Source organism: Umezawaea tangerina, from assembly GCF_003002815.1.
Lineage (GTDB): Bacteria > Actinomycetota > Actinomycetes > Mycobacteriales > Pseudonocardiaceae > Umezawaea > Umezawaea tangerina.
This window is the reverse complement of record NZ_PVTF01000020.1, coordinates 33,979-51,678: the sequence shown is the minus strand read 5'-3', so window position 1 is coordinate 51,678 and position 17,700 is coordinate 33,979. Positions and strand designations below refer to the sequence as shown.

Sequence of the window (17,700 nt, the reverse complement as noted above, 5' to 3'; positions counted from 1 at the left end):
GTCATGCACGACGACCAGGAACGGCTGGTGGCCAACGCGTTGCGCGCGCAGGCCACCAGCTCCGGCCTGCACGTGGTGCGGCCCGCGCCCGCCGCGCCGGAGCGCCCGCCGTCGCTGTCCATCTGGTGGGTGCTGCTGCTCGCCGTGCTCCTCGGACTGGCCGCGGGAACGGTCGTCGGGGTCTTCACGTTGCGCTGAACGCCCACGGTCGACGTCGGGGATGACCAGTTCGTCCAGCCTGTACGGTGTCGTGTGTGACGGCTGCGCTCACCACCTCCACGGTTGCCCTCGGCCCGCAGTGGCTGAACCCCGAGTACATCCTGAGCAGCTTCGGGGGGTTCGCGCTCTTCGCGGTGTGCTTCATCATCTTCGCGGAGTGCGGCCTGCTGGTCGGCTTCTTCCTGCCGGGTGACTCGCTGCTGTTCACCGCCGGGCTGTTCGTGGCCACCGGCGCGCTGGACTACCCGCTGTGGCTGGTGTGCCTGCTCGTGACCGTCTGCGCGATGGCGGGCAACGTCGTCGGCTACTACATCGGCCACCGCGCCGGACCCGCGCTCTTCAGCAAGCCGGACTCCAAGATCTTCAAGAAGGAGTACGTCGAGAAGACCGAGGGCTTCTTCGAGAAGTACGGCGCCCGCGCGATCGTGATGGCCCGCTTCGTGCCGATCGTCCGCACGTTCATCACCGCCATGGCGGGCGTCGGCCGGATGGACCCGAAGAAGTACTTCACCTACTCGGCCATCGGCGGCGTCGCCTGGGCCGCGGGCCTGACCGTCCTGGGCTACTTCCTCGGCCAGATCGACTTCGTGCGCAAGAACATCGAGATGATGCTGATCCTGATCGTCCTCGTGTCGGTCGTGCCGATCATCATCGAGTTCCTCAAGGCGCGCCGCGAGAAGAAGTCCCTGGTGGAGCAGGAAGCCGCCGACATCACCCAGGTGTTCCCGCCCGTGGACGCGGAGGCCACCCAGTACATCCCGCGCGTGGACCGCGACCGCTGACCCCGGAGCACCGAACGCCTCCCCCAGGCGAGTCCGTACCGACTTCCCGGTAGCACTTGCGGCACGGGGTCCCCCGCCGCCAGGGTTCCGCCTGTGCACCCGGCGGCGCACGTCGCCGGGAACCTCTGGGGGGACTGGGAATGGCGACCAGGAAAGCAGTTCGGCGTGCCTTGGGCGCGCTGCTGATCAGCGGGCTGGCGACGACCGGGGTGGTGGCGTACTCCGCCGCGCCCGCCTCGGCGATGCCCAGCCCGGTGCACTCGTCCGCGAACCTGCTCAGGATCGCGGACTCCGCCCGGCCGTCGGAGGACGACCTCGACTACCGCATGGCCCCGGTCGGGACGTGGCGGGACGGGAACGGGCCGGAACGCACCTCGAAGTCCTACTTCACGTTCCTGCTGCAGAACTACTTCGAGGTCGAGATCGTCTCGGCAACGGTGTCGGTCACCGAGATCTCCGCCAACGACTGCGCGAAGCCGCGGGCGACCGAGCTGTGGCGGACCGAGGTGGCGCACAACCCGTCGTGGCTCAACCAGCCCGCCGAGCTCTCCAGGGTCGAGCAGACCGGTGCGGAGCCGGGGTGCGTGTCGTCCCGGATCACCTGGGACGTGCTCGACGAGGTGCGGGACGCGGCAGGAAGCCAGGAGATGTCGCTGACGCTGGCGCTGCTCATGCCCGAGGAGCGGATGGGCGACCCGGCCTACGGCAGGAAGTACGCCGACGACCTCTCGATCGACCTCGTGTACACCGACGCGCCCACCGCACCCGCCGACCCCACGGTCGACGGCGAGGCCTGCCGGTGGGACGGGAACTACACGCTGAGCCCGCGGCCCGTGCTCGGCGCGCTCCGGCGGAACCCGTGGTACGGCTGGTCGCAGACCGTCTTCACGGCGTGGGACGCTGCCGACCCCAGCGCGGCGTTCACCACCGTCGTCGACTACGGCGAGAACGGGCCGATGGAGGTCCGGCTGCCCGAGGGCTTCACCGTCGACGGGCACACCTACGAGTGGACGGCTCGCGCGCGGGACGTGATGGGCGACCTCTCCCGGCCGGAGCCGCCGTGCCGGTTCACCATCGCGCCGACCCCGGTGAACCCGCCCGTCACCACTCCCCACGACCCGGCACCGGGAACCCCCGCGTCCTAGCCGACTTCGGGGCGCGACCGTCCTGTTCGGACGGTCGTGCCCCGAAGTCATTGCTACAGCGAGAACATCGAGCCGGGGTTGAACAGGTTGCCGGGGTCGAGGGCGCGCTTGATCTCGCGGTGCACGCGCAGACCGACGGGACCGATCTCGCGTTCCAGCCACTCGCGCTTGATCTTGCCGATGCCGTGCTCGCCGGTGACCGTGCCGCCCAGGCCGAGGCCGATCGCGAGGATGTCGTCGAAAGCCTTGCGGGCGCGGGCGAACTCGTCTTCGGACGCGGGGTCGTAGACGATCGTGGGGTGCATGTTGCCGTCGCCCGCGTGGCCGACGACGGCGATGCGCAGCCCAACCTCGGCGCTCACCCGCTCGCAGCCCGCGATGAGCTCGGCGATCCGCGTGCGCGGCACGCACACGTCGTCGGTGAGCCACGCGCCGTAGACCTCCAGCGCGGTCAGCACGGCGCGGCGGGCGGTCAGCAGGTCGCGGCCCTCGGAGACGTCCTCGGTGGCGTAGACGAGCTCGGCGCCCGCGTTGCGGCAGAGCTCCTCGATCACGGCCAGCTCGCGCATCCCGGTCTCGACACCGGTGTCGGACTGGCAGATGAGCAGCGCGGCGCAGCCGGGTCCGGCGCCCAGCTCGGTCTTCAGGTACAGCTCGACCGCCTCGATCGAGGTGCGGTCCATGATCTCCATCAACGACGGCACCAGGCCCTCGCGCACGACCGCGCTGACCGCCGCCCCGGCCGCCTCCGTGCTGGTGAACGCCGCCACCAGCGTCACCGGGGCCTGCGGCAGCGGCCGCAGCGCCAGCGTCGCCCTGGTGATCACGCCGAGCGTGCCCTCGCTGCCGATGAACAGCTTCGTCAGGTCGTAGCCCGCGACGCCCTTCACGGTCCGGCGACCGGTCTTGAGCAGCTCGCCGTCGGCCAGCACGACCTCGAGGCCGAGCACGGAGTCCGTGGTCACGCCGTACTTCACGCAGCACAGCCCGCCCGCGTTCGTGGACAGGTTGCCGCCGATCGTGCACCAGTCGTAGCTCGACGGGTCCGGCGGGTAGAACAGGCCGTTCTTCTCCACGGCGCCGCGCAGGTCTAGGTTGACCACGCCGGGCTCGACGACGGCGAGCCGGTTGTCCGCGTCGATCTCCACGATCGCGTTCATCTTCGTGGTCACCAGCACCACGCACCCGTCGACCGCGTTGGCCGCCCCGGACAGGCCGCTGCCCGCGCCGCGCGGCACGATCGGCACCCCGGCGGCCGCGCACGCCCGCACCACGGCCTGCACCTGCTCGGTGCCGGTCGGCAGCACCACGGCGAGCGGGGTGCCGAACGGGGCCAACGGCATCATGTCGCGCTGGTAGGCGGACGTCACGTCGGTGTCGGTCAGGACGGCGTTCGGACCCAACGCCGCGCGGAGTTCCTCGACCAGTGCCATGGTCCCAAGCTAGCGTCACGCGCCTCACACCGGAACCGGGGCGAAGACGACAACCGGGCACATAAGGTCCCCCGACCGGCGGTAATCGTGCAGCGGCATCCCCGCGCATGGCGCAGACTCGTCCAATGGTCAACGCCGAGGCTGGGGCTCCCCAGCTCACCCACAAGCAGATCCTGGCCGTGCTGAGCGGCCTGATGATCGGCATGTTCCTGGCGGCACTCGATCAGACGATCGTCGGCACGTCCATCCGGACGATCGCGGACGACCTGCAGGGGCTGAGCCTCCAGGCCTGGGCGACGACCGCGTACCTGATCACGTCGACGATCTCGACGCCGATCTACGGCAAGCTCTCGGACATCTACGGCAGGCGGCCGTTCTACCTGACCGCCATCACGATCTTCGTGGCCGGCTCGCTCGCCTGCACGTTCTCCACGTCGATGTACGAGCTGGCCGCGTTCCGCGCGATCCAGGGGCTCGGCGCGGGCGGTCTGATGTCGCTGGCGTTCACGATCATCGCCGACATGATGCCGCCGCGCGAGCGCGCCAAGTACCAGGGCTACTTCCTCGCGGTGTTCGGCACCTCGAGCGTGCTCGGGCCGGTCATCGGCGGCTTCCTCGCAGGTCAGGACACCATCCTCGGGGTCACCGGCTGGCGCTGGGTGTTCCTGGTCAACGTGCCGATCGGCATCGTCGCGCTGGCCGTCGTGTTCCGCGTGCTCAGGCTCCCGCACGAGGCGCACGACCACCGCATCGACTACTGGGGCGCGCTGTTCCTGACCGTGGGCATCGTGCCGCTGCTGATCGTGGCCGAGCAGGGCCGCGAGTGGGGCTGGGGCTCCGTCGGGTCGGTCAGCTGCTACGTCATCGGCGTGCTCGGCGTGGCGCTGTTCATCTGGGTCGAGTCCAGGATGGGCGACGAGGCGCTGATCCCGCTCAAGCTGTTCAACACCTCGACGTTCACGATGATCATCATCGCCGGGTTCATCGTCGGCATCGGCATGTTCGGCGGCATCTCGATGATCCCGCAGTACCTGCAGATCGTGAAGGGCCACACGCCCACCGAGGCGGGCCTGCTGATGATCCCGATGACGCTGGGCATCATGACCGGCTCCATCCTGTCCGGCCAGATCACCTCGCGCACGGGCCGCTACAAGATCTTCCCGATCATCGGCACGGCGCTGATGGTCGTCGCGATGTTCCTCTTCCACACGGTGGACGCGGACTCGGCGATCTGGCAGCCGATGATCTTCATGACCCTGTTCGGCTTCGGTCTCGGCAACTGCATGCAGACCCTCACGATCGCCGCGCAGAACGCCGTCCCGATGCGCGACCTCGGCGTCGCCACCGCGTCCGCCACGTTCTTCCGCCAGATGGGCGGCACGGTCGGCGTCGCGGTGTTCCTGTCGATCCTGTTCAGCACGGTGCCGGACAGCATCAGGGACGCGTTCGCCCGGATCGTGCCCACGCCCGAGTTCCAGGCGGCCCTGCGCGACCCGGCGGTGCTGAACAACCCGGTCAACAAGCCGGTCCTGGACGCGTTCCAGGGCGGCGGCAACGCGGGCGTCCTGCAGGACTCCTCGTTCCTCCAGCAGGTCGACCCCCGGCTGGCGCGGCCGTTCCTGGAGGGCTTCGCCGAGTCGATCGACGCGGTGTTCCTGACCGGCGCGTTCGTGATGATCCTGGCGTTCGTCACCACGTGGTTCATCAAGGAGATCCCGCTGCGCACGGCCGTGGGGTCCGACCCGGTCGCGGCGCCGCCCGCGCACTGAACCACCTGGTCGACCGGTCCAGCGCCACGCCCCCTTACCCCGCGGTGAGGGGGCGTTCGCGTGACCGCGCGTGCACGACCAGTCACGACGCACAGGATTCCACTACCGGTTGGGTCAAGGTCGCCCTGCGGACACCGGGGCTCGACGTAGGCTGTTCGAGTGGTTCTGTCCGGATCGACCATCACGCTCGCGTTCGGCCCCCTCGACACCGCAGGTCCGGTGGCGGTGTGGCTGATCACGCTGGGCTTCCTGTTCGCCGAGTGCGCGTTCATCTTCGGACTGTTCCTGCCCGGTGACTCGCTCCTGTTCGCGGCGGGCGTGATCATCGCCCAGCAGAGCGGCGCGCTCAACGCGTGGCTGCTCTCCGCCGCCGCGATGGTGGTGGCCGTGGTCGGCAACCTGGTCGGCTACTACATCGGGCGGACGACCGGGACGCACCTGCTGGCCCGCAAGGGCGGCCGGATACTCAACCGGACCAACCTGGAGAAGGCGCGGGACTTCCTCGACCGGCGCGGGTTCTGGGCGATCGTGCTGGCCCGCTGGATCCCGTGGGTGCGCACGCTGGCGCCGATGGTGGCGGGCGCGGCGCGGATGGACACCAAGCGCTTCCTGCTCGCGACCACGTTGGGCGCGCTGGCCTGGGTGCCGACGTTGGTGCTGGCCGGCTACTACGGCGCGGGCCTGCTGACGTCGCTGCCGTGGCTGGAGACCGCCGCGGTCGTGGTCAGCATCGCCTTCTTCGTGCTCGGCACCGCGTACGGCCTGTGGCGCTACCGCCAGGAGATGCAGAAGCCGATCGACGAGGAGGTCGAGGTCACACCACGTCGGTGATGAGCAGGTCGGCGCCGGACTTGGACGAGTTCACCATGAGCGCGTTCACGTGGTCGGTGCCGTGCAGGACCCGCTCCTCGGCCTCCGCCAGCGTCCGGCCGAACCTCAGGTGCCGGTCTATCAGCCGCTGCACCCTCAGGTCGTCGTCTATGAACAGGAACCACGCCTCGTCGAGCACGATGCGGACGCGCTTCCACTTGTCGTAGTTCAGCAGCAGGTAGTTGCCCTCGGTGACGATCAGCGGCACGCCGGGGTCGATCGGGACGGCGCAGGCGACCGGCTCCTCGATCTCGCGGCGGAACTCCGGCGCGTAGATCACGTCCGGCCCGGCGGCCTTGAGCCTGCCGAGCAGGTCGACGTACCCGGCGACGTCGAACGTGTCCGGCGCGCCCTTGCGCTCGCTGATGCGCAGCCTGAGCAGCTCGCGCTGCGCGAGGTGGAACCCGTCCATCTCGACGAGCGCGGCGTCGGCCCCCAGCGCGTCGACCAGGCGGCGGGCGAGCGTGGACTTGCCCGACCCCGGTGCGCCGCCGATGCCGAGCAGCCTGCGCTCCCCGGTGTCCACGAGCGCGCGAGCACGATCGAGGAGCTCGTCGAACTTCACCTGCTGTCCTGCCACCTTGCCAACTCCTCAACCCAATCCTGCGCGGTGTTGCGCACCCTGACCGCCGCCACCGCGTTCGCCCACCCGACCGCTTCCGCGACCGGGTCGTGCCGGGCGAGCGCGACGGCAAGGGCACCGTGCCACACGTCCCCCGCGCCGTTGGTGTCGCGCACCTGGACCACCGGTACCGGCCGCTCGTGGAGCTCCCCGTCACTCGACCACGTGACGGGGTTCGGGCCGTTCGTCCGGATCACCAGCGGCACCCCGCGGGCGTGCAGCTCGTCCTCGGTCGGCCCGAAAGCCGACGAGCACGCGGCGACGTCCACCAGCGGCAGCAGGTCTTCCAGCACAGGTTTCCAGCTACCGGCGTCCAGCACCACCTGCAAACCGGCATCTTTGGCGGCAGTTGCCACCGCGAGGGCCAGCGGACCGAGGTGCCCGTCGAGCAGGACCACGTCGGCTTGGAATACAAACGGTGTTACGACGTCCACTGTGGCCGCGAGCGAGACTTCGGCGGCGTTGCGGGAGATCACGGTGCGCTCGCCGTCGCGCTCGCGGACGGCGACCATGCTGAGCGAGATCCGCGAGTCGGGGGCGAGGTCGTGGAACTCCACGCCCCGCTCGGCGAGCCCGGCGGCGGCGAACGCGCCGAAGGCGTCGCGCCCGAGCGCGGTCAGCAGCACCGCCCGGTGGCCGAGCGCCGCGACGGCCGTGGCGGCGTTGGCCGCGGGACCGCCCGGCGCCACGTGGGCACCCCCGGACTGCACCTTGTCACCCGGAGCGGGGAATTCAGCCACCTGCTGGCTGACGTCGACGGTTGTCAGGCCGACACACAACACCGCAACCAGTGGAAACGCCTCCTGCCAGGTAGGGTCCCGTCGCAAGCGATTGCGCAAGCGAACACCTGCCCAGCGGAACGGGGCGAGCACCATGATCACCATGCGGGAGGTCGCGACCCTCGCCGGGGTCTCCATCACCACGGTCTCACACGTCATCAACGAGACCAGGTCAGTGGCACCGGACACCAAGGAACGCGTCCTCAAGGCCATCGAGGAGACCGGCTACACCGGGGACGCCATCGCGCGCTCGCTGGTGACCGGCGGCACGAAGTCCTTGGGGCTGGCCGTGTCGCTGGTGTCGCACCCGTACTTCGCCGAGCTGATCGCGGCGATCGAGAACGAGGCGACGACCGCGGGCTACTCGCTCGTGCTGATCGACACCCGCGACACCGCCGAGTCGGAGCAGGCCGCCGTGCGGATGCTGCGCGGGCGGCGGGTCGACGGCCTGCTGCTGACGCCGTCGGCGGGCGCGGGCGGCGCGGTGCTGCCGGAGCTGCGGCGGCTGGGCATCCCGACCGTGCTCGTGGACCGGCTGACGATGAGCCAGGACATGGACCAGGTCGGCCCGGAGAACGTGCAGTCGACCTCGCAGCTCGCCCGGCACCTCGCGGAGCTCGGGCACCGGCGGATCGGCATGGTGACCGGCCAGATCGGCCTGGCCACGACCGACGAGCGGGTGCTCGGCTACCGGCTCGGGCTCGGCCGTTCGGGACTCCAGTGGGACGAGGAGCTGGTGTCCTCCGACGGCAAGCTCGGCCCGCTGCTGGACCTGGCCTCGCCGCCCACCGCCGTGATCGCGGGCGACCACATGGTGCTCACCAACGTCATGCACGAGGTCCGCGCGCGCGGACTGCGGATCGGCCACGACCTGGCGCTGGTGTCCTACGACGAGGTCGAGTGGTCCGAGCTGGTCGACCCGCCGCTCACGACGATGGCGCAGCCCATCGAGGAGATCGGGCGGACGGCCGTCCGGCTGCTGCTGACCCGGATCACCGAGCCCGATCGGGCCCCGGAAACCATCCGGCTCGCTCCGACGTTCAAACACCGTCGTTCCTGCGGCTGCCACTGAGCGCAATATGATTTACATCAACCCCTATCCGCCTGCGCGTTCTCGGAGGGTGTCCTTTTCCTCCCTATCGTCGAACGCATGCTCACCAGGACACCTGTAGACGAACACGCGGGGGCCCTTCCAAGATCCATTCCGGACGTCCCCCTCCGCCGCGGCCGGAACATCCGGCTTTCGCCGCCCAGGAAGTTCATGCGCGACCTGCTGCACCATTCGCGCAAGGTCCCCAGCGTTCCGATGCAAAGGCGGATGCGGCTCGGCGACGTGGTCGCCGCCCGGACCGCGATGCCGGACCGGGTCAGCTGGTGCGCGATCTTCGTGAAGGCCTACGCCCTCGTGTCGTCGCGCCACCCGGAGCTGCGGCGCGCGTACTTCTCCTTCCCCTGGCCGCACCTCTACGAGCACCAGGAGACCGCCGCCTCGTTCAGCGTCGAGCGGACCTACCACGGCGAGGACGCGGTGTTCTTCAGCCGGATCGTCCACCCCGAGGCGCTGTCGGTGCGCCAGGTCGACGCGATCATCCGGCGGCACAAGACCGCGCCGCTGGGGACTTTGCGCAGCTTCCGGCGCATCCTCGGGCTGAGCGGCCTGCCGTTCCCGGTCCGCAGGCTCGTCTGGTGGCTCGCGGTCCAGGCGCGCGGCCCGTGGCGCGCCCGCTTCCTGGGCACGTTCGCGGCGAGCATCACCGCGTCCGAGGGCGGTGCCAGCCTGCACCAGCTCTCGCCGTTGACGACGACGCTGAACTACGGGCAACTCGAGCCGGACGGCACCCTCGACGTCCGGCTGACCTACGACCACCGGGTGCTCGACGGCAGCACGGTCGCCAGGGCGCTGGTCGCCCTCGAGGACGTTCTGCGCGGCGAGATACTCGCGGAACTGGCGAGCGACTCATGAAGACTTCAGGAAACCTCGTTTCGGTCGACCTCTCCTCGGAGGATTTCTGGGCGTTGTCCCCGCGGGACCGGGATTCCCGATTCGCCGACCTCAGGCGGAATCGACCGGTGTCGTGGCAGGAACCGATTGAAAACCCCGTTATGCCGACCGCGGAAGCGCAGGGCTATTGGGCCGTCGTCTCCCATGACGGTGTTTCGGAAGTCAGCCGCAATCCCCGGACGTTCTCCTCCTCCGCCTACTTCGGCGGCGTGACGCTGGAGGTGCTGACGCCCGCGCTGGCGGAGGCGACGCAGTCCATCATCGCCATGGACGGGCCCCGCCACTCGCTGCTGCGCAAGCTCATCACGAGCACCTTCACCCCGCGCCGGATGGCGCTGATGGACTCCGCCATCCAGCGGGCCGCGCGGGACGTGGTCGCCTCGGTCGCCCACCTCGGCGAGGTCGACTTCGTGTCCGGCATCGCCGAGCGGCTGCCCATCTGGACGATCTGCGAGATCCTCGGCCTCCCGGAGGAGGAGCGCGACCGCGCGCTGGTGCACGCCAACGCGATGATCGGCTGCAAGGACGAGGAGTACGGCCACGGCGACCCCGCGCAGGCGCTGCGCGACGGCGTGGTGGCGTTCACCGCGATGGCGTTCGACCTGATCGACGAGAAGCGCGACCACCCGGACGACGACCTGATGAGCGCGCTCATCGAGGCCGAGGTGGACGGCGAGCGGCTCACCGACGACGAGATCCGGGCGTTCTTCATCCTGCTGTTCATCGCGGGCAACGAGACCACCAGGCACTCCATCAGCCACGGCGTGCACGCGCTCGACCGGTTCCCCGACCAGCGCGCCCTCCTGCTCGGCGACCCCGACGCGCACCTTCCGGGCGCGATCGAGGAGGTCATCCGCTGGTCCACCCCGATCATGACCTTCCGCCGCACCGCCGTGGAGCGCACCGAGCTGGGTGGGCAGACCATCGAGGCGGGGGAGCACGTGGTGCTCTTCTACTCGTCGGCCAACCGCGATGAGCGGGTCTTCACCGACCCGTGGACCTTCGACATCACCCGCCGCCCGAACCGGCACATCGCCTTCGGCGGTGGCGGACCGCACTTCTGCCTCGGGGCGCACCTGGCCCGGATCGAGCTGCGGCACATCCTCACCGAGGTCTACCGGCAGCTGCCGGACCTGCGCGTCGGCACGCCCCGCTACGTCGCGGGCAACTTCATCAACGCCATCGGCCGGATGCCGGTCAGCTTCACCGCGAGCGGGCGGTGACCGGCGCACACGCCGTCACCGGCGCGACCGGCCTCGTCGGGGCGGCGCTGGTGCTGGAGCTGCTGGCGCGCACCGACGACGAGGTCGTCTGCCTGGTGCGGCCCGGCCGCAAGGCGGGCCCGGAGGAACGGCTGCGGCAGGTGCTGGGCACGGCGGCGCGCGAGTACGGCGCGTTCGGCCTGGAGGTCGACAAGCGGTGCCGGGTCGTCACCGCCGACCTGGCGGCGCCCCGGCTCGGCGTCGAGGGGCTGACCGGCGTGGCGGAGTTCTGGCACTGCGCGGCGGACCTGCGCTACGAGGACCGGCACTGGGAGGCGTTGCGGGACACCAACATCGGCGGCACCCGGCACGCGCTGGAGCTGGCCGAGGCGGCGGGCGCGACGACGTTCAACTACATGAGCACCGCCTACGTGGCCGGGCGTCTCGACGGGGACGTCGCCGAGGTGCGGATGGACGGCGTCGAGACGAACAACCGGTACGAGGAGAGCAAGGCCGCGGCGGAACGGCTGGTCGCGGGGGCGACCGCGTTCGCGACCAGGACCCTGCGGCCGAGCATCGTGATCGGGCACAGCCGGACGTACGCGCTGTGCGGCGGGCACTCCGGGCTCTACGGGATCCAGCGGCGGCTCTCCCAGTTCAAGCGCGCGCTCGGTGCGCTCGGCTCCGCGGAGGACCTGGCCAGGCCGATGCGGATCCGCGCGGACGCCGAGGCACGGGTGAACCTCGTGCCGGTCGACCTGGTGGCGGCCGACGCGGTGAGCGTCAGCCAGTCCGGTGCCGCCGGCGGGATCTTCCACCTGACGCACCCGGACCCGGTCGTCGTGGGGCCGGGTCTGGGGCTGATGTTCGAGAAGACGGGGCTGTCGCGGCCGGTGTACACCGACGACGTGGACAGCTTCAGCCAGCTGGACCGCGAGTTCGACCGCAAGATCGAGTTCTACAACTCCTACCTGACCGGGCGCAAGCGCTTCGACCAGGCCAACCTCGTCGCCGCCATCGGCGACCCCGCGCTGCGGTCGTGGAAGTTCGACCTCGACGAGCTGACCAACTACCTCGACTGGTACCACGCGTACCTCAGGCGCTAGGACGGTCGGAGGTCGTGGCGTTCTAGCAGCGCCGCGGCCTCCAGCGCCATCCAGCCGCCGAGCTGGACCGACAGGTCGCTCTCGGGCGTGCGTTCCCGTGACGGCACGACGGCGGGGGTCGTCCACTCCGGACCGAACAGCGGACCGCTGACGGCCACGGTCCTGTTGTTCCACACCGCTTCCGCCGACAGGAACACGATGTCGGCCGCGAGCCGCGCGGCGCCCGCCCGTCCTGGGTCCAGCTCGGGCAGCGCGACGGCCGCCTGAGCCAGGTACCGCAACAGGATCCCGCCGAACAGACCTCCGTCGCCGCCGCCGTGGCCGCGCAGCACACCGTGGACGGCGAGCTCCTTGTCGACCGCGCGGATCAGCCGTTCGACCCGGTCGAGCCACACCGGCGAGGTCGACGTGCGGGCCTGCTCCAGGTTCGCGCCGAGCAGAACCCCTTGGCAGTACGAGTAGATCGTCGTCTCGACCTCGCGCACCTCACCGGTCGGGTGGACGTGCAGCCCGTCCCACGCCAGCCCCGACTCGGGGTCGACGAGCGCCTTCTCCATCCAGTCCACGATGGACCGCGACCGGACGAGGTCGCTGCGCGAACCGCCCGCCTCAGCCAGCCGCGCGAAGAAGATCGCCGTCGGCCCGTTCGCGGGGACGTTCTTGAAGTCGTCATCGCGCTTCCACCAGATCCCGCCACCACCGTGGTCGGTCCACCCCTCGCGCAGCCGGGCCGCGATCGCGTCGACCGCCGACGGCCGCGACACCCCGACCTCCTTCGCCGCCCGCAGCAGCGCCAGCCCGAGCCACGCCACGTCGTCGTAGAAGTCGTTGGTCCAGCCCACCAGGTTGCGCACCCGCACCCCGCGCACCAGCCGCCGCACCACCTGCCGCCGCGCCTCGTTCGGCGAGCGCAGCTGCGCGTCCACCACGCAGTCCAGCAGGTGCGCCTGCCACCAGTAGTTGAACCTCAGGTGCAGGTGCCCGCGCCAGTCCATCGGCCAGGCGGCGACGCCCAGCAGCGTGCCCGGCACACCCCAGACCCGACGCAGGTGCCGCGACTGCACGGCCCGTTCGGCGACACCTGCGCGGGCCGCCAGCAGCTTCGGGGTGGACCTCTCGACCGTCACGACGCCATCGTGATCTCTTGATCGTTCAAGAAGCGCGCTGGAACAACTCCCAGTGGTACAGCGCCATCGCCACGCTCGTAGTCAGGTTGTAGCTCGACACCAACGGCCTCATCGGCAACGACACCAACCGGTCCGCCCGCTCCCGCACCGCCCCCGACAACCCGTGCCTCTCCGACCCGAACGCCAGCACCGCGTCCCCCGGAATCCGCACCCCACCGATGTCCTCCCCGTCCGCGTCCAACGCGAACACCGGCCCCCGCACCCCACCCACCCCGTCGACCCGGCCCACCGGCAACGCGAAGTGCAACCCCGCACTCCCCCGCAGCACGTTCGGATGCCACGGATCCACATCCCCCACCGACACCACCCCACCCGCCCCCAACCCCGCCGCCACCCGGATGACCGCACCGAGGTTGCCGAGGTTGCGCGGGTTGTCGAGCAGCACAAGCGGCGAAGTCCGACCGGCCAGAAGCCCAGACACATCGACGTCAGGCTTCCGAGTGAACCCCGCGACCCCTGTCGGATGCTTCTTTCCGACGAGCCGCACGAACTCCTCGCCCGACACTTCTCGGGCCGCTTCGAACTGTTCCAGCAGGTCAGGCGCATGAGAGGCCGCGAGACCCATCATGCTCGCCCGACTCGTGGTGATGAAGGAGTCCAATTCGGCACCGAAACGAAGCGCGTGCTTAACGACGTGGAATCCCTCTAGGACGATCACTGGCGTATGGTACGACCCCGTCTGGACTAGCCCGTTCAGGCGTATTTGCATTTGCGAAACCAGAAGCGAGGGTCAATCGGTGTTGCGGCGTGCGATGTTGCGGACTGGCGGAGAAGGCGGCAGTGGAGGCGACTCCAACAAGTAGGAGCCTTCACACCGATCCAGGCCCAACACTAGGGCTGAGCTTCATGTCGCAGGTCGAGTCGCATCCCGAACTTCCGGTTCGCGGGTGCGTTGTGAACGACGAGAGTCGTCTCCACTTGCCCTGACCTGGTCGGAAAGCTCTTGAGCGTGAAGTCGTCCGCCGTCGTCAGGCCGAGCTTGTCGAAGCAGACCCTGAAGCCCGGCGGTAGGACGACCACGCACTTCACCTCCTCGACGGGCTTGCCGAACTGGAGTACGAAGTCGTCCGGGTCGTAGCCCCGCATCAGCGGCACGCACTTCGCAGGCCATTCCAAGTCCACGACGAAGCTGACCTCACTGCCCATGGACGCGGGCTCGTGCAGGTAGACGATCACCTTCAGACGACTGCGTTCCAACCAGTCGGACATGTAGTCGAAGCGCGTCCCACCCTCGTCGCTCATCTCGAAGCTGCGAACCTTCAGTCGGACTTTCGGCTTGTTCCGGTCGGGCCAATCCCAGTTCGGACCTGTGGTCAGCGTGACGAAGTCGAGCTGTTCGCACTCCGCCACGACCGAGAGGGAAATTCGCTGGCGGACATCACCGTTGGCCTGGACGTCGACTTCTTCGACCCAGCTCTTCGTGCGCCATTGCTGCCCGCGTGATTCAAGGCTGTCGCAATAGTTCCTGAGGACCCGTCGCGGGACGTCGGCTCGCCGCCGCCACTCGACCTTGTTGGCGACCAGGAGTATGAAAAGCGCGAGGATCACGAAGAGGACGGTGACTATCGCACCGGCCTTGATCGCCGCCGAGCCCAACAGGGCGCTCAGCAGCGCACCGAAGGCCAACAGGCCCAGGACGGCCTCGACGATGCCGAGAACTCCGGTGTGGATCACGTAGTCCTGCAGCCAGGCCATGAAACTGCCGAGCATGGATGTCGACTTGCCACGACCGACGCGGTGTGTCGACTGCCGAACATCAGGACGTGCTCGCGTCACCCCCATAGCCGACCGCCTCTCCACGACCCATGGTCGAAGGATAAGGCACGTTTCAGCGATGTTAATGAAAGTTGGTACGGATGGGACGCACCCGTTACGCCACTCCGGTCAGAATCGGCCTTCGCGAACAAAGAAGGGCTCCGCACCGCGAAGTGGCTAGACCGTTGGAGTGACCGACCATTCTCACGTCACCAGGAATAGGCATCGAATCAATTGCACTGAACGCCACTGAAAAACAGTGAACTTCAGCACGCCGAACCTCAGTGCGCCCCGACGTGGTTCGCCCCGGCGTGCCGTTCCCCGCGCCACTTCCGGTAGTACCCCGTCCAGGAACCCAGCACGAGCACGGCCACGAGCAGTTGGACGATGCCGGCGGCCGACTGCGGGTAGACGACGCCGTCGATGTAGTGGTCGATGAAGCCGTCCACCAGCTCCGGTTGTCCCGCCCGCGTGCGGAAGAAGTTCTCGGCGGCGGTGAGGGGGCAGTTGAGCGGGAAGGCGACGACCAGGATCCCCCAGGTGGCCATGGCCAGGTGGGGGTAGATCAGGCCGCGCCAGTGCCGGGCCAGGAAGCCGCCCACGACGAGGAACACCAGGACGGCGAAGTGCACGATCATGATCAGCTCTGCCAGCGCTTGAGAGACCACGTCCCACCTCCCGTTCCAATGTAGAACGGGGGTTCCACGCCGCGCGCGTGATAAACGCGGGGTTCACCCGCGTGGTAGCGCCTGCCACGGCACTCGGGTGCCGAGGTCGAGCAGCAGATCGGCCAGATGACCCAACGGGGCCTGGACGAGGCCGCCGGGGACGACGGCGGCGAGGGCGTGTTCGTCGAACGCGATCGCGACGCCCGCGGCGCGCGGGTCGGCCAGCAGGGCGGGGACGAGGCCGGAGGCGAGCAGGGCGGTGGCGAAGGCGGGGTTCTTGCGGCGGACCTCGTAGCGCTGGTCGAACGCGGGGTCGCCGGTCTGGACGAACTGCTCGAACAGCCCCCACACGGAGTCGTCGCGGGGGCTGATCAACACCCACGGGCCGGGGACCGGGCGGGGGACGACGACCGCGGAGTAGGTGCGGTACTCGTGGGTGACGACGTTGTCGGTGCGCAGCACGACCTCGACGGCGAGCACCGGGACGCCGCGCCAGTGGCCGACCAGCTGGAACTTCACCCGGCTGCGGTCGGCCTCCAGCATCCGACCGATCCGCGGGACCCGCTCCTGGAAGCCCTGGTCCTCGGCGACGAACCGCCAGCCGAGGGCGGCCTCGACCGCGCGCATCCGCTGTTCCCACTCGGACGCGTACTGCTGGTTGAGCATGGGGTTGCGCTTGCGCCGGGACAGCCCGACCGCCACCCCGACCCCGAGGACGACCAGGACCACCAGGAGCAGGACGACCGCGGTCATCAGCTCAAGCCGAGGTCGGCCAGGTCGAGGAGGTAGCGGTAGGGCAGCCCCCGCGCCTCGATGATCTCCTTCGCGCCGGTGCCGCGGTCCACGACGGTGGCGACGCCGACGACCTCGGCTCCGGCCTCGCGCAGCGCGTCCACGGCGGTCAGCGGGCTGTTGCCGGTGGTGGTCGTGTCCTCCACGGCGAGCACGCGCTGGCCGGTGACCTCGATCCCCTCGATGCGCCGCTGCATGCCGTGCTTCTTGGCCTCCTTGCGGACCACGAACGCGTCCAGCACGTCACCGGCGGCCGCCGCGGCGTGCAGCATCGCGGTCGCCACCGGGTCGGCGCCGAGGGTGAGGCCGCCCGCGGCGACGTAGTCCCAGTCGGCCGTGAGCTGCCGCAGCAGCTTGCCGATCAAGGGGGCGGCGGCGTGGTGCAGGGTCGCCCGGCGCAGGTCGATGTAGTAGTCCGCCTCGCGACCGGAGGACAGCGTCACCTTGCCGTGCACGACGGCCAACTCACTCACCAACCGGGCCAGCTCGGCTTTGGCTCCGGCGTCAAGGACCACTTCGGTTCGCACGAGGCCCAACCTTTGCACACCCACCGGGAGCAGCGCGATCAGGTCCGGCCACGACCGCCCGCGAAGCGCGACGCGGCCTTGCGCAGCAGCGACCTCGGGATGAGCCTGCTGGCCGTGACGATGGCCTTGTACTGCAGGCCGGGGATGGACAGGGGCTTGCCGCCGCGCAGGTCGGCGAGGCAGTCGTGGACGACCCGGTCGGCGTCCAGCCACATCAGGTCGGGGGTGGTGCTCATGTCGATGGACGCCCGGCGGTGGAACTCGGTGCGGACGAAGCCGGGGCACAGCGCCATCACCCGCACCGGCGACCCGGTGGCCTCGATCGACATGGAGATGCCCTCGGAGAACACCGTGACCCACGACTTCTCGGCGCTGTAGGTCGTGCCGCGGCCGGGCAGGAAGCTGGCGACGCTGGACACGTTCACCACGGCGCCGCGACCGCGGTCGACCATGCCGGGCACGGCGGCCTTGGTGAGCCGCAGGACGCTCGTCACGTTCACGTCGAGCTGCGCCTGGAGTCGGTCGACGTCCATGGTCAGGAACTCGCCAGCGCTGGCGAACCCGGCGTTGTTGACCAGCAGGTCCACCGGTCGGGCCGGGTCGGCGAGCCTTTTCTCGACGGCGGCGCGCTGACCGGCGTCGGAGAGGTCGGCGGCGAGCACCTCGACGGCGACGCCGTGGCGCGCGGTGAGCTTCTCGGCCAGCTCCTCGAGCTGGGGGGCGGTCCTCGCGACGAGCACGAGGTCGTGTCCCTCGGCGGCGAGTCGGCGGGCGAACGCGGCGCCGAGCCCGACGGTCGCGCCGGTCACCAGTGCGGTAGGCATGGGGAGGACGTTAGCGGG

Annotated in this window: 19 protein-coding genes; 9 read left to right on the top strand and 10 right to left on the bottom strand. The window is 69.7% G+C overall.

The features are described from left to right. The first annotated feature begins 3 nt into the window (after positions 1-3). From CLV43_RS42770 to CLV43_RS42760, 3 genes are all read left to right on the top strand, one after another. Entirely contained in the window at positions 4-198 is a 195-nt protein-coding gene (locus tag CLV43_RS42770; RefSeq protein WP_106196064.1) for a hypothetical protein, read from the top strand. Between the two features lie 56 nt (positions 199-254). Continuing rightward, positions 255-1,001, top strand: coding sequence for a DedA family protein (locus tag CLV43_RS42765; RefSeq protein ID WP_170156269.1), 747 nt, complete (start codon positions 255-257; stop codon positions 999-1,001). Between the two features lie 170 nt (positions 1,002-1,171). Further along, a complete protein-coding gene (locus CLV43_RS42760) occupies positions 1,172-2,146 on the top strand; it encodes a hypothetical protein (RefSeq protein ID WP_106196061.1) in 975 nt (324 codons plus the stop codon). A gap of 53 nt (positions 2,147-2,199) precedes the next feature. Here the strand turns inward: CLV43_RS42760 and CLV43_RS42755 are convergent, their stop codons facing one another. Continuing rightward, positions 2,200-3,579, bottom strand: a complete 1,380-nt coding sequence (locus CLV43_RS42755) for an FAD-binding oxidoreductase (protein ID WP_106196060.1) — start codon at positions 3,577-3,579, stop codon at positions 2,200-2,202. A 125-nt stretch (positions 3,580-3,704) separates the two neighbouring features. Between CLV43_RS42755 and CLV43_RS42750 the strand changes: the two genes are divergently transcribed. Next, positions 3,705-5,348, top strand: a complete 1,644-nt coding sequence (locus tag CLV43_RS42750; RefSeq protein WP_245887459.1) for an MDR family MFS transporter — start codon at positions 3,705-3,707, stop codon at positions 5,346-5,348. Between the two features lie 159 nt (positions 5,349-5,507). Next, a complete protein-coding gene (locus CLV43_RS42745; protein ID WP_106196057.1) occupies positions 5,508-6,179 on the top strand; it encodes a DedA family protein in 672 nt (223 codons plus the stop codon). On the opposite strand, the gene CLV43_RS42740 is transcribed toward CLV43_RS42745, so the two are convergent. Continuing rightward, the gene (locus tag CLV43_RS42740) at positions 6,163-6,798 is read right to left on the bottom strand and encodes a nucleoside/nucleotide kinase family protein (RefSeq protein WP_245887458.1); all 636 of its coding nucleotides are present in this window, start codon (positions 6,796-6,798) and stop codon (positions 6,163-6,165) included. The two genes, CLV43_RS42745 and CLV43_RS42740, sit on opposite strands and share 17 nt — an antisense overlap. Then, a complete protein-coding gene (locus CLV43_RS42735; protein ID WP_245887473.1) occupies positions 6,780-7,622 on the bottom strand; it encodes a PfkB family carbohydrate kinase in 843 nt (280 codons plus the stop codon). Before CLV43_RS42735 ends, CLV43_RS42740 begins: the two co-directional genes overlap by 19 nt. 91 nt (positions 7,623-7,713) lie before the next feature. Here CLV43_RS42735 and CLV43_RS42730 point away from each other — a divergent pair, with 91 nt between their 5' ends. The 4 genes from CLV43_RS42730 to CLV43_RS42715 all read left to right on the top strand — a co-directional run bounded on the left by CLV43_RS42730 (position 7,714) and on the right by CLV43_RS42715 (position 11,929). Further along, the gene (locus tag CLV43_RS42730) at positions 7,714-8,691 is read left to right on the top strand and encodes a LacI family DNA-binding transcriptional regulator (RefSeq protein WP_106196053.1); all 978 of its coding nucleotides are present in this window, start codon (positions 7,714-7,716) and stop codon (positions 8,689-8,691) included. A 189-nt stretch (positions 8,692-8,880) separates the two neighbouring features. Further along, positions 8,881-9,582, top strand: a complete 702-nt coding sequence (locus CLV43_RS42725; protein WP_106196052.1) for a hypothetical protein — start codon at positions 8,881-8,883, stop codon at positions 9,580-9,582. Positions 9,583-9,722: 140 nt separating this feature from the next. Beyond that, positions 9,723-10,844: a cytochrome P450 gene (locus tag CLV43_RS42720; RefSeq protein ID WP_170156268.1), complete on the top strand. Its 1,122-nt coding sequence runs from the start codon at positions 9,723-9,725 to the stop codon at positions 10,842-10,844. Continuing rightward, positions 10,841-11,929: an SDR family oxidoreductase gene (locus CLV43_RS42715; RefSeq protein ID WP_106196049.1), complete on the top strand. Its 1,089-nt coding sequence runs from the start codon at positions 10,841-10,843 to the stop codon at positions 11,927-11,929. The genes CLV43_RS42720 and CLV43_RS42715 overlap by 4 nt, the downstream gene beginning before the upstream one ends. Here the strand turns inward: CLV43_RS42715 and CLV43_RS42710 are convergent. From CLV43_RS42710 to CLV43_RS42680, 7 genes are all read right to left on the bottom strand, one after another. Then, positions 11,926-13,056: a glycoside hydrolase family 76 protein gene (locus tag CLV43_RS42710; protein WP_106196047.1), complete on the bottom strand. Its 1,131-nt coding sequence runs from the start codon at positions 13,054-13,056 to the stop codon at positions 11,926-11,928. The two genes, CLV43_RS42715 and CLV43_RS42710, sit on opposite strands and share 4 nt — an antisense overlap. A gap of 25 nt (positions 13,057-13,081) precedes the next feature. After that, positions 13,082-13,774, bottom strand: coding sequence for a TrmH family RNA methyltransferase (locus CLV43_RS42705; RefSeq protein ID WP_245887457.1), 693 nt, complete (start codon positions 13,772-13,774; stop codon positions 13,082-13,084). Positions 13,775-13,947: 173 nt separating this feature from the next. Further along, a complete protein-coding gene (locus CLV43_RS42700) occupies positions 13,948-14,811 on the bottom strand; it encodes a hypothetical protein (protein WP_146175132.1) in 864 nt (287 codons plus the stop codon). Between the two features lie 341 nt (positions 14,812-15,152). Next, positions 15,153-15,539, bottom strand: a complete 387-nt coding sequence (locus CLV43_RS42695; protein ID WP_106196042.1) for a DUF2784 domain-containing protein — start codon at positions 15,537-15,539, stop codon at positions 15,153-15,155. Between the two features lie 63 nt (positions 15,540-15,602). Then, positions 15,603-16,292, bottom strand: a complete 690-nt coding sequence (locus tag CLV43_RS42690; RefSeq protein ID WP_106196040.1) for a hypothetical protein — start codon at positions 16,290-16,292, stop codon at positions 15,603-15,605. Next, on the bottom strand, positions 16,292-16,846 hold the full coding sequence (pyrE, locus tag CLV43_RS42685) for an orotate phosphoribosyltransferase (RefSeq protein WP_106196039.1): 555 nt from the start codon (positions 16,844-16,846) through the stop codon (positions 16,292-16,294). Before pyrE ends, CLV43_RS42690 begins: the two co-directional genes overlap by 1 nt. Before the next feature lie 50 nt (positions 16,847-16,896). Continuing rightward, entirely contained in the window at positions 16,897-17,682 is a 786-nt protein-coding gene (locus CLV43_RS42680) for an SDR family NAD(P)-dependent oxidoreductase (RefSeq protein ID WP_106196037.1), read from the bottom strand. Positions 17,683-17,700: the final 18 nt, after the last annotated feature.